The organism is Salmonella sp. SAL4457 (genome assembly GCF_046548235.1).
In the GTDB taxonomy this organism is placed as follows: domain Bacteria; phylum Pseudomonadota; class Gammaproteobacteria; order Enterobacterales; family Enterobacteriaceae; genus Salmonella; species Salmonella enterica.
In genome coordinates, this window is the sequence record NZ_JBGDZO010000004.1 from 301,786 (window position 1) to 316,243 (window position 14,458).

Sequence of the window (14,458 nt, forward strand, 5' to 3'; positions counted from 1 at the left end):
TGGGTCGGCGTGCATTTTAAAGTCTATATGTAGTGATTTGCATCAAGGATGTTTGCAATTTTATTGATGTAGAACAAGGTAAAAATCAGAGCGTACAGATGGCGGGCGCTGTAGCGTTTGTAAAAGATAGCAAGAAAAATCTGATTAATTATTCAACAAAAACAGACAGTAACCTGGAGCAACGCCACAGCCCGTGTCAATAGGTTTGTGGCGTTTATCCGTATAAGGACGTCGCGTTAGCGTTGTAACCACCAGATGGCTTCAAATGGGCGGAGCGTCATCGCGGCTGGCTGGCTGGCGACCTCGCCATAATTATGCAGTAGCGCCTGCCACTGTCCTTTGATATGCGGTGGATGCCACTCCTGGCACTGGTCGCTCAGATTGGCGACAACCAGCAGGATTTGCCCCTGCCACTGGCGGCGATAACACCATACTGATGGGCTATCCGGGAGGAGATCCTGATAATCGCCCCAGATCAGTACAGGCTGGGTTTTACGTAGCGCAATCAGCTTTTGATAGGTGTAAAACACCGAGTTTTCATCGCGTAATGCCGCCGCGACATTAACCTCCGTATAGTTATCGCACAGGCTTATCCACGGCTCGCCCTGGGTGAAACCGGCGTTTTTACTGTTGTCCCACTGCATCGGCGTGCGGCTGTTGTCGCGGGATTTACTGGCCAGGATAGCCAGTAGTTCGTCGGGGTCGCGTCCGGCGGCGCGTAGCGCGGCAAACATGTTATGGCTTTCCACGTCGCGATAATCGGTGATGCGGGTAAAGTGTGGGTTGGTCATGCCGATTTCTTCGCCCTGATAGATATAAGGCGTCCCTTGCATACCGTGCAGCGCCATCGCCAGCATTTTCGCGGCTGGAACCCGGTATTCACCCTCGTCGCCAAAGCGGGAAACGATGCGCGGCTGATCGTGATTACACCAGAATAACGCGTTCCAGGCGACGTTATGCATCCCCTGTTGCCAGTGGCGGAACAACGCTTTCAGCGCCACATAATCAGGTTTTGCCAGCGTCCACTTTTCGCCATTGGGGTAATCCACCTTCAGATGATGAAAATTGAAGGTCATCGAGAGTTCGTCGCCGCTAAGCGCGGCATATTGCTGGCAGTTTTCCAGCGTGGTAGAGGACATTTCGCCTACCGTCATCAGATTACGCGGCGTAAAAACGTCACGGTTCATTTCGCGTAAAAACGTATGCGCGCGCGGTCCGTCGGTATAAAAGCGGCGTCCGTCGCCCGTCGGATCGTCAGGAAAATCCTGATCTTTGGCGATCAGGTTCACCACGTCCAGACGCAGGCCATCCACGCCGCGATCGGCCCAGAATTCGCAGACCTTTTTCAGCTCGGCGCGCACGGCGGGGTTTTCCCAGTTCAGGTCGGCCTGTTCAGGCGCGAAAAGGTGTAAATAATATTGTTCGCTCTGGCTATGCCAGCGCCAGGCGCTGCCGCCAAATTTGGATTGCCAGTTATTCGGGCAGACATCCGGCGTGCCATCGCGCCAGATATAAAACTGACGGTATGGACTCTCTTTGTTCAGCGCTTCGCGAAACCAGGCGTGCTGGGTAGAAGTATGGTTAAACACCATATCCAGGATGATACGAATACCGCGTGCTTTCGCCTGCGCGACCAGCTCGTCAAAATCATCCAGCGTGCCGTAGGTCGGGTCGATAGCCGTATAATTTGCGACGTCATAACCGTTATCCACCTGCGGCGAGATATAAAACGGCGTGAGCCAGATGGCATCTACGCCGAGTCGCTGTAGATAGTCAAGGCGCTGCGTGACGCCGCGTAAATCGCCGGTGCCGCTGCCGGTCGTGTCCTGAAAACTTTTCGGGTAGATCTGATAAATAACGCCGTTTTGCCACCAGAGGGGAATAGTCATTGTTGTTTCCTGCAAGTGCGTTGGGACGCAACTGCGCCCCGAAGAAGTATTAGACAATTTGTAATGTGCCCTGACGATGCTTACGCTGATAGATAAAGGTGGTCAGAATCACCGGGATAACGATCGCGATAACCATCGCCATGCCGTACACCTGCCAGTAGCGCGGCGGTATAGACAGGATACCCGGCAGGCCGCCCACGCCGATACCGTTGGCGATGACGCCGTTCAGACCGCAGAGCAGTCCCGCCAGACCAGATCCGATCATCGCGCACAGCATCGGAAAACGATACTTCAGATTGATACCGTACATCGCCGGTTCGGTTACCCCAAGGTAAGCGGAAATGGCGGCAGGAACGGAGATCTCGCGTTCATTGTGTTTACGGCTGGAGATGATGATGCCCACCACGGCGGAGGCCTGCGCGATATTCGACAGCGCAATCAGCGGCCAGACTGGCGTACCGCCCATGCTCTGGATCATCTGCATATCGATAGCGAGCGTTGTCTGGTGGACGCCGGTAATGACCAGCGGGGCATACAGGAAGCCGAACAGCGCCGCGCCTATCGGGGCGAAACTGCCGGTCATCAGATAACGTACCGCAAAGGCCACACCGTCGCCGATCATACGACCAAAGGGGCCGATAAAGGTGTGGGCGAGAAAGACGGCCAGTATCAACGAACACACCGGGACGACGACCAGGTAGAGATAATCCGGCACGATGCGTTTCAACCGCGTTTCAATAAACCCAAGCGCCAGCCCTGCCAGTAGCGCCGGGATAACCTGCGCCTGGTAGCCCACTTTCTCAATGCTAAATAAGCCGAAGTTCCAGACGTCCGGCGTTTGCTGGCCCAGCAGATACGCATTCATCAACTGCGGCGACACCAGCGTCACGCCGAGCACGATACCAAGAATCGGCGTGCCGCCCATTTTTTTCACCGCCGACCAGCAGATCCCCACCGGCAGATAGAAAAAGATCGCTTCGCCGATCAACCATAAAAAATCATAAAGCGTTTTTAGCGCTGGATGCATCTGCGCCAGCGTTTGGCCGTTGCTCATCGGCACATCGCCGATCACGTTACGAAAGCCTAAGATCAAACCGCCGCTGATCAACGCCGGTAGTAGCGGAAAGAAGATCTCCGCGAAGTGGGAAATTAACTGCTCATGCCACTTCATGTTCTGGCGAGCGGCTTTTTTGGCCTGCTCTTTATCGGCATACGCTTTGCCGGTGGTCTCCAGCAGCGCGTTATAGTAATCGCCAACGTCGGTGCCGATCACCACCTGAAACTGTCCGGCGTTGGTGAAACAGCCTTTAACCATCGGTAATTGTTCGATCTCTTTTGGCCTGGCGTTCGCGGGCTGGTGGAGCACAAAGCGCAGGCGAGTAATGCAGTGGCTCACCGTGGCGATGTTGTCACGCCCGCCGACCAGGTCAATCAGCCGGTCGATATCGGCTTGTTTTACTTTGCTCATCGTAAAGCCTCATGGCAGAGGAGGTATGTTATGGGTTGGCGCAAGAGTATCTCTTCAACGTTGGTTTAAAAATGGGAACGTTCCCGAAACGCAGCGACGATCACAAATTACTCGTGGTATTCCGTTTAATTAGTCACTCAGGCGAGGGTAGAAGGAATGACGATCCGGCGCGGATCGCAGCGGTCATTGATCTGTTCGATCAGCTGCGAAGCCGCCTGTCGTCCGGCTTCAGCATAGCCAGGATCGACAGTGACGATCTCCGGGTGCAGGAATTTTATCAGCGGCGTGTTCCCGACGCTTGCCAGTTGCAGCGTCTCAATACGTTGCTCCTGTAAATACTTACTGGCGCCCAACGCCAGCGTATCGGTGGCGCAGACTAACGCGGTGGTATCCGGCATGATGACGCTTGCCGTATGCTCATAGCCCTGCTTCATGGCAAGACCGGGCAGGGCGGCGACGGGATGAAGTTTATGTTTTTTGCAAAACGCCAGGTATGCGTCATGCCGACGTTTGCCGGTGGTAATATCGCTATGGGGAACGCCCAGAAAGCTAATGTTGCGGTGTCCCTGCTCATACAGCCGCTGCATAAGGATATGAATCGCGCCCTCGTCGTCGTAACAGACGGAGGCAAAACCTTGCGCATCTCTTGCCAGCAGCACCAGCGAGGCTTTCCAGGGGGCGATCAACTCTTCTGTGATGCCGGTAAAGCCAAACAGCACCACGCCATCAATGTTACGTCGTCTGAGCATGCCCAGATGTTCCATTACCAGCGTCGGCGAGAACTGACTTTCCATCATAATAGGGTCGTAGCCCTGTTCATAAAACGCAGGCAGCATGGTCTGAACCGCGAGGTTTTCAGACAACGAATCAAGGCGAGTGACGATAATAGCGACCACTTTATCGCTTTGTCCCCGCATCGCGCGGGCAGAGCGGGACGGGGAGAAACCGTGTTGATTCATCACCGCTTCGACACGCTCGCGGGTACGTTCGCTTACGCCGCTTTCATTGTTAAGCACGCGGGAAACGGTTGATTTCCCTACGCCGCTCAGGCGGGCGATGTCTTTGATAGTGAGCCGGTTTTGCATCCTGTTTTCCCGTGGCGTGACGCTGATGGTGATAAAAAGAGTAACTTTACTCAAGCGAAGGGCAATGGGCAAAGTCTGGTTTATCGTTGGTTTAATTACGTAACGGTATGATACCGCCATAATTGCCACAAAACTTATGGATTTATGCGTATAATCCGCGGCGCAAATTATTTACTTACCGGAGGCGACATGGACCCTGAACCCACCCCTCTCCCGCGATGGAGAATTTTCCTTTTCCGGTAAGCCTGCCTCTGCTGTCTTACCGGTGTGTAAGACAGTGACACAATAACGTCCCTGTTTTTATTTAAACATTGCTCATCGGGCAAGGCTTTGCCGCGCCTGAAGAATTTTCTGCGCCTGACTTCGGCGCGGAGGGATTACCTATGCTAAAAACCATTACCCGCCAGCTTTTTGCCCGGCTTAATCGCCATTTGCCTTATCGTCTGGTTCACCGCGATCCGCTGCCCGGCGCGCAGACCGCGGTAAATGCGACTATCCCGCCTTCGCTGAGCGAGCGCTGTCTGAAAGTCGCGGCAATGGAGCAGGAGACGCTCTGGCGCGTTTTTGATACGCACCCGGAGGGATTAAACGCCGCCGAGGTGACGCGCGCGCGTGAAAAGCATGGCGAAAACCGCCTTCCGGCACAGAAACCCTCGCCGTGGTGGGTGCATCTGTGGGTATGTTATCGCAATCCTTTCAATATCTTACTCACGATTCTTGGCGGCATTTCTTATGCCACGGAGGATCTGTTTGCCGCAGGCGTTATCGCCCTGATGGTCGGTATCTCAACGCTGCTGAATTTTGTGCAGGAAGCACGCTCGACGAAAGCGGCGGACGCGCTAAAAGCGATGGTGAGCAATACCGCTACCGTACTGCGGGTTATTAATGAAAATGGCGAAAACGCCTGGCTGGAATTACCCATCGATCAACTGGTGCCCGGCGATATTATTAAGCTGGCGGCGGGGGATATGATCCCGGCGGATTTACGGATTATCCAGGCGCGCGATCTGTTTGTCGCCCAGGCGTCGCTGACCGGCGAATCTCTGCCGGTCGAGAAAGTCGCTGCGACGCGTGAGCCCCGGCAAAATAACCCGCTTGAGTGCGACACGCTGTGCTTTATGGGGACGAACGTCGTGAGCGGAACGGCGCAGGCCGTGGTGATGGCGACCGGCGCCGGCACCTGGTTTGGTCAATTGGCGGGGCGCGTTTCGGAACAAGATAACGAGCAGAACGCTTTCCAGAAAGGAATTAGCCGCGTCAGTATGTTGCTGATCCGCTTTATGCTGGTCATGGCGCCGGTAGTACTGATTATTAATGGTTACACGAAAGGTGACTGGTGGGAAGCGGCGCTATTTGCGCTCTCGGTCGCGGTAGGGCTCACCCCGGAAATGTTGCCGATGATCGTCACCTCTACCCTCGCGCGCGGGGCGGTGAAACTCTCGAAACAGAAAGTTATCGTGAAGCACCTTGATGCGATTCAGAACTTCGGCGCGATGGATATTCTGTGCACCGATAAAACCGGCACACTGACGCAGGACAAAATTGTGCTGGAGAATCATACAGATATTTCTGGTAAGCCCAGCGAGCATGTACTGCATTGCGCCTGGCTGAACAGCCATTATCAGACCGGTCTAAAAAATTTACTGGATACGGCAGTCCTGGAGGGAGTAGACGAAACCGCCGCGCGCCAGCTCTCCGGACGCTGGCAGAAAATCGATGAGATTCCGTTTGATTTTGAGCGTCGCCGGATGTCGGTGGTGGTGGCCGAAGATTCGAGCGTGCATCAACTGGTCTGCAAAGGCGCGTTACAGGAGATCCTGAACGTGTGTACTCAGGTGCGCCACAACGGCGATATTGTGCCGCTGGACGACAATATGCTGCGCCGGGTGAAACGCGTTACCGACACGCTGAACCGTCAGGGGCTACGCGTGGTCGCCGTCGCGACCAAATACCTGCCTGCGCGTGAGGGCGATTACCAGCGTATCGATGAATCTGACCTGATCCTGGAAGGGTATATTGCTTTTCTCGATCCGCCGAAAGAGACCACCGCGCCGGCGCTGAAAGCGCTGAAGGCGAGCGGAATTACGGTGAAAATTCTCACCGGCGACAGCGAGCTGGTAGCGGCGAAAGTTTGCCATGAGGTTGGGCTGGATGCGGGCGATGTCGTTATTGGCAGTGATATTGAAGGGTTAAGCGACGACGCGTTGGCGGCGCTGGCCGCCCGTACGACGTTGTTTGCGCGTCTGACGCCGATGCATAAAGAGCGCATTGTCACTTTACTCAAACGCGAGGGGCATGTGGTCGGTTTTATGGGCGACGGGATTAATGATGCCCCGGCGTTGCGGGCGGCGGATATTGGTATCTCGGTAGATGGCGCGGTGGACATCGCCCGTGAAGCCGCCGATATTATTCTGCTGGAAAAGAGCCTGATGGTGCTGGAAGAAGGCGTCATTGAAGGTCGTCGTACTTTTTCTAATATGTTGAAATATATCAAGATGACGGCCAGCTCAAATTTCGGTAACGTGTTTAGCGTGCTGGTAGCGAGCGCCTTTTTGCCGTTCCTGCCAATGCTGCCGCTGCACTTGCTGATTCAAAACCTACTGTACGATGTATCCCAGGTGGCGATTCCGTTTGATAATGTCGATGAAGAACAAATTCAAAAGCCGCAGCGCTGGAATCCGGCGGATTTGGGGCGCTTTATGGTCTTTTTCGGTCCGATCAGCTCGATTTTCGACATTTTGACCTTTTGTCTGATGTGGTGGGTATTTCATGCGAATACGCCAGAAACGCAAACTTTGTTCCAGTCCGGCTGGTTTGTGGTGGGATTACTGTCGCAAACGCTGATTGTGCATATGATCCGTACCCGCCGTCTGCCGTTTATTCAAAGTCGCGCCGCCTGGCCGCTGATGGCGATGACATTGTTGGTGATGGTGGTGGGAGTTTCGTTGCCGTTTTCGCCCCTGGCGTCTTACCTGCAGTTGCAGGCGCTGCCGTTAAGCTATTTCCCGTGGCTGATTGCTATTCTGGCGGGCTATATGACGTTAACCCAGTTGGTGAAAGGGTTTTACAGCAGACGTTATGGCTGGCAGTAAACACTTTCGTCGGGGATTCGCCAGCGTGCTTAATCCCCGATATCGCTAACCAGGCCAGATGCCCGTAAAGCTCGACAAGTTTTACGCGATCGGCTTTATATTTAAATTTCAGGGCTTATTCAAGCAGCTGTAGAATGCTATATGCAGGAATAAAAAAGAGGAATGTCCAGCTAAGTTTGTAAAATACATTCTCTGCTCCCGAGCCAGAACGAGAGGAGGAGATGTCCCACCGCCGGATATGTTTTGCGGATATGCGACGAAAGCGGCGAATATAGCTAATGCAATAAACTAAGTAAGGAGGAATCGCTAAGGCGGCAGTGGGTTTAGGAAACATAAGGGTAAGCAATATGGCTGCGACAATGAAGCATAAAAAGACTATCTTCGCGGTAGATTCTATCTGTTTTAATTCCTGGCGTATGCTTTCAGCATGTTTCTCCTGCCAGCGACGGAGCGTGCTGTTGCTAAATCCATATTCTTCGCATAACGCCTTATTCGGCACGCCGTTTTTAGACTGTTGCAGAAAATCGGCGATTTGCTCCTCGGTAAAACGCGCTCTTACCATTGCCGCCTCTCCATGGCTGTTGGTACCCCGAACCGGGCAAACTTGCGCCGCCCGGCGGGGATGACGTCCGGCGCTTAGCGACGAACAGCGATCGCTTCAATCTCAATTTTCACGTCTTTCGGCAGACGGGCAACTTCCACGCAGGAACGCGCCGGGAAGGTGGCGTTGTGCTCGGTGAAGAAGGCTTCGTAGGTGGCGTTGACGGTCGCGAAATCGTTCAGGTCTTTCACGAATACGGTCGTTTTCACAATGTCGCCTACTTTCAGGCCAGCGGCTTCCACGATAGCTTTAACGTTTTCCAGCGACTGACGTGCCTGAGCGGATACGTCTTCCGCTACGGCACCGGTTTTCGGATCGACCGGGATCTGACCGGAAGTGATTACCATGCTACCCAGGTCTACGCCCTGTACGTAAGGGCCGATTGCTGCTGGTGCATTTTCCGTCGCAATAGTTTTGCTCATGATTTCTCCTGAATTACAGCGGTAATAGAATGTCCCCGCTCATTATAGGGAGCCGGGATCTCATAACCAACCCAAATTAGTTGGCCAGCACCACATAATGCGAAAACTCTTTTTCACAGTATTTGCATTTGAGGGCGATATCATTGGCGCGTTTTTTCACTGCAAAGCTGGAGGATACCGGTTCCGCGTGGCTGATGCAGTTGCTGTTCGGGCAAACCAGCACATTATTAATACGCTCTGGCAGGCTGGGGCGTGATTTCCCGACTACGTCGTAGTTGTCGATGCGGTTAACGGTGGCCTGCGGCGCGTACAGAGCAAGTTGGTTAACCTGCTCTTCGGTGAGAAAGGTGTTTTCTATTTTGATTAAGTCTTTACGCCCCATCTCACCAGACGGGAGATTCAGACCGATAGTGATTCGCTGATCGGTCTCGGTCAATTTAAACAGACTCAGCAGTTTAAAGCCTACCTGCGCAGGGATATGGTCAATCACGGTGCCGCATTTAATGGCTTCAACCTGCAGTTTGTTATCGTGTGTCATCGTTTTTCTCCCTTACAGACTCAGTTCGCTATTCAGTACTAACGCCAGTAACGCCTGGCGAGCGAAAATACCGTTGCCCGCCTGTTGGAAGTACCAGGCGTGTGGCGTTTTATCCACATCCGTGGTGATTTCATCAATCCGCGGCAGCGGGTGCAGCACTTTCATATTTTCACGCGCGCCGTTCAGGTCGCTGGCGCGCAGAACAAACTGCGCCTTCACATTGGCGTACTCCGACGGGTCGAGACGCTCTTTCTGTACGCGAGTCATATAGAGGATGTCGACGTCGGCCATGACCTCTTCAATAGAACCATGCAGGCTCCAGGCCATCCCTTTTTCATCCAGCATATCCAGAATGTACTGCGGCATCGCCAGCGCGTCCGGCGCGATAAAATAAAAACGGTTGCCGCTAAATTTCGCCAGCGCCTGGGTTAGCGAATGCACGGTGCGGCCATATTTCAGATCGCCGACCATCGCGATATGCAAGTTATCCAGACGGCCCTGCGTTTCCTGGATGGTGAACAGATCCAACAGGGTCTGTGTCGGATGCTGGTTCGAACCGTCGCCCGCATTGAGCACCGGCACCTGACCGGAAAACTCCGTCGCCAGACGTGCCGCGCCTTCTTGCGGATGGCGCATCACAATCGCGTCCACGTAAGTGCTAATCACTGAGATCGTGTCGGCTAACGTTTCTCCTTTTTTCCCCAGCGACGTGTTGGCGCTGTCGGAGAAGCCCACTACGCTGGCGCCCAGGCGATGCATTGAAGTTTCAAACGACAGGCGGGTACGCGTGGAGGCTTCGAAAAAGCAGCTGGCGATCACTTTATGTTTCAAAAGCTCTGGCTGCGGGTTGGCTTTTAATTTCGCCGCCGTCGCCAGTACCAGATTAAGATCGTCGCGGCTGAGGTCGTTTATGGAAATGATATGTTTTTGATATAGCGGGTTAGCCATGTTTATCTCCTGACGCCTGGGCAAAAAAAAGCCCCTCAATTGAGGGGCTTGGTATTGGTTTTCAACGGAAAGAAAAACGGCAGGCCTGCGTCTTTTTTCAGACGCGGTAAGACAGAATGTCGTACACACTGAACCATGCTTCCTCCCGGCAAATTGTCCGCGATTATACTCAGCTCTGTTTTGGGATCAAGCGATTAATGCATGATTTACTCATCGCAAACGGTTCTTATGAATTTAAATTCATTTTAAGCAAATAATTAATTTGTTTGTGTACCAGCGCCGTGCGCTGAACGACCCGTGGTGCGACCCAGACAATACTGCTACCGGCAACGACGCCGAGAATTTCCGGCAATGCGTGGTAATCCAGAATTCTCGCGACGGCGCGACCATAACCTGCCGCCGTATGGATAAGGATAAATTCGCTATTATGTTCAACGCTAACGACCATTTCGGCTATTGAACGTCCGGCATCCGGCGAAGGACGCCGCTGGGGATTTACGGAATAAATCTTTTGTCCCTTCGTATTTCTGATTTTTATTGCGCCCAGCAGTTTGAGCAGGCGCGAAACCGTAGACTGGCTGATACCTTCAAATCCCTCATTTTGTAAATCGCGGCGAATCTCCTCCTGGGACAGGTAACTTTTTTCACTAATCAGGCGCTGACAAACCGCCAGTTGCTGTTGTTCTTTGGCGGAGTAATCATCGTATTCCTTCATAAATGCACCTTATCTTTATTATTAATATCAACGGACTGGCGAAATTCATCACATTTGTCACATTGATTGCGGATCAATCGGGCGGTTTTGCAGGAAAATGAGAAGCAGATCAAAAAAGGTGACGGCGTGCCTGATGGCGCTGTGCTTATCAGTCCTGTCGGATAAGACGCGTCGCCATCTGGCTCGTTACATCATCGCTCCGATGCTCAGTACCGCCATATTCAGCAATGTCAGGATCAGTAACAGCGGCGCGACCCATTTCAGATAGCGAACATAGGGAACCCGCGCGATCGCCAGACCGCCCATGACCACGGCGGAGGTGGGCGTAACCAGGTTCACAATCCCGGAGGCCGACTGGTAGGCGGTTACGACCAAATCCCGCTGTACGTGGGCAAAATCCGCTAACGGCGCCATAATGGGCATTGTCAATACGGCAAGACCGGAAGAGGAGGGCACCAGGAAGGAGAGCAATACTTCCAGCCAGTAGGTTACGTTTATGAAAATGGTGGTAGAGAGGCCGGAAACCAGACTTTCCGCGCTGTGCAAAATGGTGTGGGTAATCATACCGTTATCCATGACCACCACAATGCCGCGCGCGATACCAATAATTAGCGCCACGCCGAGTAAATCCCGCGCGCCGTCGATAAAGGTACTGGTGAACGCTTCCTCACCCATCCGCGTTATCACGCCAACGATAATCGCCGCCGCCAGAAAAACGCCGGAGATTTCCGCCATCCACCAGCCGAGAACCGCCACGCCGTAAATCATCACCGCGAAAGAGGCGGCGAAGATCAGCAGCACCCATTTCCGGGTAGCCGTAAACTCCAGCAGTGTATTGGCGCGATTGCCGAGGAAATGGGCGCGGTTTTCCTCCATTTTATCCGCCACGATAGAAAGCTCAGGATGGGCGCGGACTTTGCGCGCATAGCGCATTACCCAAAACACGCACAGTATGTAGCCGACAATTAACAGCAGTACGCGCATCAGCATTCCCTGAGTAAAAGGGATGCCGGCGGCGTTGGCGGCAATGACCGTGGCGAAAGGGTTAATGGTCGAACCGAGCGTGCCTATCCCCGCGCCGAGCAGTACGGTTGCCGCCGCCACTAACGGATCGAAGCGGGCCGCCATCATGACCGGCACCAGCAGCGTGTAGAAGGGCAACGACTCCTCCGCCATGCCATAGATAGTGCCGCCTGCGGCGAACAGCGCCATCAGAATGGGGATCATCCACTCATCTTTGCCGTTGAGTTTGATAGTTACCCGTTCAATACCGGCATCAATCGCCCCCGTTTTATTCACCACCCCCAGAAAGCCGCCGATAATCAAGACAAACAGCGCGACGTCAATGGCGCCGGCGGTGTAGGTTTCGTGGTTATAGAGGCCGTCAATCGGCGCCAGTAAAACAGCGGTAATCCCTTGCGGATGCGCGTCCACGGGGGCATACGTTCCCGCCACCGGCACCTCTTTTCCCAGCGTGGCGTTCATCGCCATTTGGTATTTTCCCGCCGGCACAATCCAGGTCATCACCGCGACCAGGGCAATAAGAATAAACAGGATGGTATAAGCGGTGGGAAATTTAAATTTACCCATGATGTTCTCTCCTGATATCACGGATATGCGCCGCGAGGGCGCATATCCTGTGGGATTAGTCGCCGAGCGTCGCCACCATGACTGCTTTGATGGTGTGCATCCGGTTTTCCGCTTCATCGAAGACTATCGAGCCTGCGGACTCGAACACCTCTTCCGTGACCTCCAGTCCTTTCAGGCCGTAAGCCATTTCGATTTCGCGTCCCACTTTGGTGTGCTCGTTATGGAAGGCGGGCAGGCAGTGCATAAACTTCACATCAGGATTACCGGTAGCGTTTACCACCTGCTGGTTGACCTGATATGGCGTCATCAGACTGACGCGCTCCGCCCAGGCTTCTTTGGGCTCTCCCATCGAGACCCAGACGTCGGTATAGAGGAAATCCACACCGTGAACGCCGTCTTCAACGCTCTCCGTTAAGGTGATACGAGCGCCGGTAACGCTGGCGATTTCTCGGCACTGCGCGACCAGCGCGGCATCAGGCCAGAAGGACTTTGGCGCTATCAGACGGATATCCATGCCCATCTTCGCCGCGCCCACCATCAGCGAATTGCCCATGTTGTTGCGCGCGTCGCCCAGGTAGGCGAAGCTCAGTTCCGGCAGCGTTTTGCCCGGCGCATGTTCCAGCATGGTCATTAGATCGGCCAGGATCTGTGTGGGGTGAAATTCATCGGTCAGGCCGTTCCAGACGGGAACGCCCGCGTATTCCCCCAGCTCTTCCACAATGTGTTGACCAAATCCGCGATATTCGATGCCGTCATACATCCGCCCCAGGACGCGAGCAGTATCTTTCATGGACTCTTTATGGCCGATCTGCGAGCCGCTTGGGCCGAGATAAGTCACCTGCGCGCCCTGGTCGAACGCGGCGACTTCAAACGCGCATCGGGTGCGGGTAGAGGTTTTTTCAAAAATCAGCGCGATGTTTTTGCCGATCAGTGTTTGCTTTTCGCATCCGGCTTTTTTTGCGGCTTTCAGCTCAATAGCCAGATCGATGAGGTGTTGGATTTCCGCCGGGGTGTAGTCAAGCAGCTTCAAAAAGTTACGATTTTTCAGTGAAATAACCATTACAATATCCTTGTTAAAATGAATTGCCTGATGGCGCTGCGCTTATCCGGCCCACGGTTATGCGCGCTCTGTAGGCCGAATAAGGCGGAAGCCGCCATCCGGTAAAAAGCCTTATGCGTCAACGTCGGCGGTTTCACACCGAATCAAAGTGCCTTTCTCGCCCGCGAGAATGGCTTGCCCATCCGCCAGCGAGCCGATTCCGGCAATGCCGCGGCAATGGCTGACAAACTCAGCGCAGGCGGTCACTTTCGGGCCCATCGAACCGGCGTCGAACTGCATTTCACGAAGCAGCTCCGGCGTAACCTGCGCCAGCGGGCGTTGGGTGGGTTTGCCCCAGTCGAGATACACCGCGTCGGCATCGGTCAGAATGAGCAGCGCGTCGGCGTGAATTTGGCTGGCAAGCAGGGCGGCGGACAGATCTTTGTCGATCACCGCCTCGATACCGTGGTAGCCATCGGCTTTTTCCACGACCGGCACGCCGCCGCCGCCGTTACAGATAACCAGGTGATCGCGGCTAATCAGCGCGCGGATGGCATCGTTTTCCACAATGCGTTTCGGCTGCGGGGAGGGCACAACGCGGCGGAAGGCGTTACCGTCGGCTTTGAATACCCAGCCCTTTTCTGCCTGTAACGCACGGGCCTGCGCTTCGTCGTAAATCGGTCCGATATATTTGGTTGGATTGAGGAATGCCGGGTCGTTGGCATCGACTTCGACCTGGGTGAGCAGGACGCTGATTTCACGCTCCGGCAGATGATTCTTCAGCGCCTGTTGCAGCATGTAGCCAATCATGCCCTGGCTTTCCGCACCGAGAATATCGAGCGGGTAGGGCGTAACGTTAGCGTAGGCGCTATTTTGTAGCGCCAGCAGTCCTACCTGTGGGCCGTTGCCGTGCACTAACACCACGCGCCATTGCCGCGTAAGCTGGGCGATGGTTCTGGCCGCCAGTTCGATATTTTTACGCTGAATATCAGCCTCCAGCGGTTCGCCGCGTTTGAGCAGCGCATTGCCGCCCAGCGCGACGACCAGTGTGCGTTTGTTTTCCATAACGTC

At 54.2% G+C, this 14,458-nt stretch carries 15 protein-coding genes; 3 read left to right on the plus strand and 12 right to left on the minus strand.

The genetic code is table 11. The features are described 5' to 3' along the window. Positions 1-236 precede the first annotated feature (236 nt). From treC to treR, 3 genes are all read right to left on the minus strand, one after another. Positions 237-1,889 carry an alpha,alpha-phosphotrehalase gene (gene treC, locus ACLJNW_RS15205; RefSeq protein WP_023204845.1) on the minus strand — a complete coding sequence of 551 codons (1,653 nt, stop codon included), beginning with the start codon at positions 1,887-1,889 and terminating at the stop codon, positions 237-239. Positions 1,890-1,938: 49 nt separating this feature from the next. Next, on the minus strand, positions 1,939-3,357 hold the full coding sequence (gene treB / locus ACLJNW_RS15210) for a PTS trehalose transporter subunit IIBC (RefSeq protein WP_000048817.1): 1,419 nt from the start codon (positions 3,355-3,357) through the stop codon (positions 1,939-1,941). A 137-nt stretch (positions 3,358-3,494) separates the two neighbouring features. Next, a complete protein-coding gene (gene treR, locus ACLJNW_RS15215) occupies positions 3,495-4,442 on the minus strand; it encodes a trehalose operon repressor TreR (protein WP_023204846.1) in 948 nt (315 codons plus the stop codon). 189 nt (positions 4,443-4,631) lie between these two features. Between treR and mgtL the strand changes: the two genes are divergently transcribed. Then, positions 4,632-4,685 carry a mgtA regulatory leader peptide MgtL gene (mgtL, locus tag ACLJNW_RS15220; RefSeq protein WP_099374030.1) on the plus strand — a complete coding sequence of 18 codons (54 nt, stop codon included), beginning with the start codon at positions 4,632-4,634 and terminating at the stop codon, positions 4,683-4,685. A 140-nt stretch (positions 4,686-4,825) separates the two neighbouring features. Then, positions 4,826-7,534, plus strand: coding sequence for a magnesium-translocating P-type ATPase (gene mgtA, locus ACLJNW_RS15225; protein WP_000920870.1), 2,709 nt, complete (start codon positions 4,826-4,828; stop codon positions 7,532-7,534). A gap of 115 nt (positions 7,535-7,649) precedes the next feature. Here mgtA and ACLJNW_RS15230 read toward each other — a convergent pair whose 3' ends face one another. From ACLJNW_RS15230 to pyrL, 5 genes are all read right to left on the minus strand, one after another. Next, positions 7,650-8,096 carry a transposase gene (locus ACLJNW_RS15230; protein ID WP_000251086.1) on the minus strand — a complete coding sequence of 149 codons (447 nt, stop codon included), beginning with the start codon at positions 8,094-8,096 and terminating at the stop codon, positions 7,650-7,652. Positions 8,097-8,170: 74 nt separating this feature from the next. Beyond that, on the minus strand, positions 8,171-8,557 hold the full coding sequence (gene ridA / locus ACLJNW_RS15235) for a 2-iminobutanoate/2-iminopropanoate deaminase (protein WP_000047544.1): 387 nt from the start codon (positions 8,555-8,557) through the stop codon (positions 8,171-8,173). 76 nt (positions 8,558-8,633) lie between these two features. Next, complete coding sequence (gene pyrI, locus ACLJNW_RS15240) at positions 8,634-9,095, minus strand: aspartate carbamoyltransferase regulatory subunit (protein WP_000148570.1); 462 nt, start codon at positions 9,093-9,095, stop codon at positions 8,634-8,636. A 12-nt stretch (positions 9,096-9,107) separates the two neighbouring features. Beyond that, the gene (gene pyrB / locus ACLJNW_RS15245) at positions 9,108-10,043 is read right to left on the minus strand and encodes an aspartate carbamoyltransferase (protein ID WP_000013055.1); all 936 of its coding nucleotides are present in this window, start codon (positions 10,041-10,043) and stop codon (positions 9,108-9,110) included. 35 nt (positions 10,044-10,078) lie between these two features. After that, the gene (gene pyrL / locus ACLJNW_RS15250) at positions 10,079-10,180 is read right to left on the minus strand and encodes a pyr operon leader peptide (protein WP_000249504.1); all 102 of its coding nucleotides are present in this window, start codon (positions 10,178-10,180) and stop codon (positions 10,079-10,081) included. On the opposite strand from pyrL, the gene ACLJNW_RS15255 reads away from it, so the two are divergent. Further along, entirely contained in the window at positions 10,160-10,300 is a 141-nt protein-coding gene (locus tag ACLJNW_RS15255) for a hypothetical protein (protein ID WP_001541415.1), read from the plus strand. The genes pyrL and ACLJNW_RS15255 overlap by 21 nt on opposite strands. Here ACLJNW_RS15255 and ACLJNW_RS15260 read toward each other — a convergent pair. The 4 genes from ACLJNW_RS15260 to arcC all read right to left on the minus strand — a co-directional run bounded on the left by ACLJNW_RS15260 (position 10,270) and on the right by arcC (position 14,452). Continuing rightward, on the minus strand, positions 10,270-10,758 hold the full coding sequence (locus ACLJNW_RS15260; RefSeq protein ID WP_000666051.1) for an arginine repressor: 489 nt from the start codon (positions 10,756-10,758) through the stop codon (positions 10,270-10,272). The genes ACLJNW_RS15255 and ACLJNW_RS15260 overlap by 31 nt on opposite strands. Before the next feature lie 186 nt (positions 10,759-10,944). After that, positions 10,945-12,348, minus strand: coding sequence for a YfcC family protein (locus tag ACLJNW_RS15265; protein ID WP_023204847.1), 1,404 nt, complete (start codon positions 12,346-12,348; stop codon positions 10,945-10,947). Between the two features lie 55 nt (positions 12,349-12,403). Further along, positions 12,404-13,408 carry an ornithine carbamoyltransferase gene (gene argF, locus ACLJNW_RS15270; RefSeq protein ID WP_000237031.1) on the minus strand — a complete coding sequence of 335 codons (1,005 nt, stop codon included), beginning with the start codon at positions 13,406-13,408 and terminating at the stop codon, positions 12,404-12,406. Between the two features lie 111 nt (positions 13,409-13,519). Then, complete coding sequence (gene arcC, locus ACLJNW_RS15275; RefSeq protein ID WP_000428751.1) at positions 13,520-14,452, minus strand: carbamate kinase; 933 nt, start codon at positions 14,450-14,452, stop codon at positions 13,520-13,522. Positions 14,453-14,458: the final 6 nt, after the last annotated feature.

What these genes read in the sequence shown, in the direction of transcription:
- treC (WP_023204845.1), bottom strand. Translation starts at nt 1,889, where the DNA reads ATGACTATTCCCCTCTGGTGGCAAAACGGCGTTATTTATCAGATCTAC.
- treB (WP_000048817.1), bottom strand. Translation starts at nt 3,357, where the DNA reads ATGAGCAAAGTAAAACAAGCCGATATCGACCGGCTGATTGACCTGGTC.
- treR (WP_023204846.1), bottom strand. Translation starts at nt 4,442, where the DNA reads ATGCAAAACCGGCTCACTATCAAAGACATCGCCCGCCTGAGCGGCGTA.
- mgtA (WP_000920870.1), top strand. Translation starts at nt 4,826, where the DNA reads ATGCTAAAAACCATTACCCGCCAGCTTTTTGCCCGGCTTAATCGCCAT.
- ACLJNW_RS15230 (WP_000251086.1), bottom strand. Translation starts at nt 8,096, where the DNA reads ATGGTAAGAGCGCGTTTTACCGAGGAGCAAATCGCCGATTTTCTGCAA.
- ridA (WP_000047544.1), bottom strand. Translation starts at nt 8,557, where the DNA reads ATGAGCAAAACTATTGCGACGGAAAATGCACCAGCAGCAATCGGCCCT.
- pyrI (WP_000148570.1), bottom strand. Translation starts at nt 9,095, where the DNA reads ATGACACACGATAACAAACTGCAGGTTGAAGCCATTAAATGCGGCACC.
- pyrB (WP_000013055.1), bottom strand. Translation starts at nt 10,043, where the DNA reads ATGGCTAACCCGCTATATCAAAAACATATCATTTCCATAAACGACCTC.
- ACLJNW_RS15255 (WP_001541415.1), top strand. Translation starts at nt 10,160, where the DNA reads ATGTCGTACACACTGAACCATGCTTCCTCCCGGCAAATTGTCCGCGAT.
- pyrL (WP_000249504.1), bottom strand. Translation starts at nt 10,180, where the DNA reads ATGGTTCAGTGTGTACGACATTCTGTCTTACCGCGTCTGAAAAAAGAC.
- ACLJNW_RS15260 (WP_000666051.1), bottom strand. Translation starts at nt 10,758, where the DNA reads ATGAAGGAATACGATGATTACTCCGCCAAAGAACAACAGCAACTGGCG.
- ACLJNW_RS15265 (WP_023204847.1), bottom strand. Translation starts at nt 12,348, where the DNA reads ATGGGTAAATTTAAATTTCCCACCGCTTATACCATCCTGTTTATTCTT.
- argF (WP_000237031.1), bottom strand. Translation starts at nt 13,408, where the DNA reads ATGGTTATTTCACTGAAAAATCGTAACTTTTTGAAGCTGCTTGACTAC.
- arcC (WP_000428751.1), bottom strand. Translation starts at nt 14,452, where the DNA reads ATGGAAAACAAACGCACACTGGTCGTCGCGCTGGGCGGCAATGCGCTG.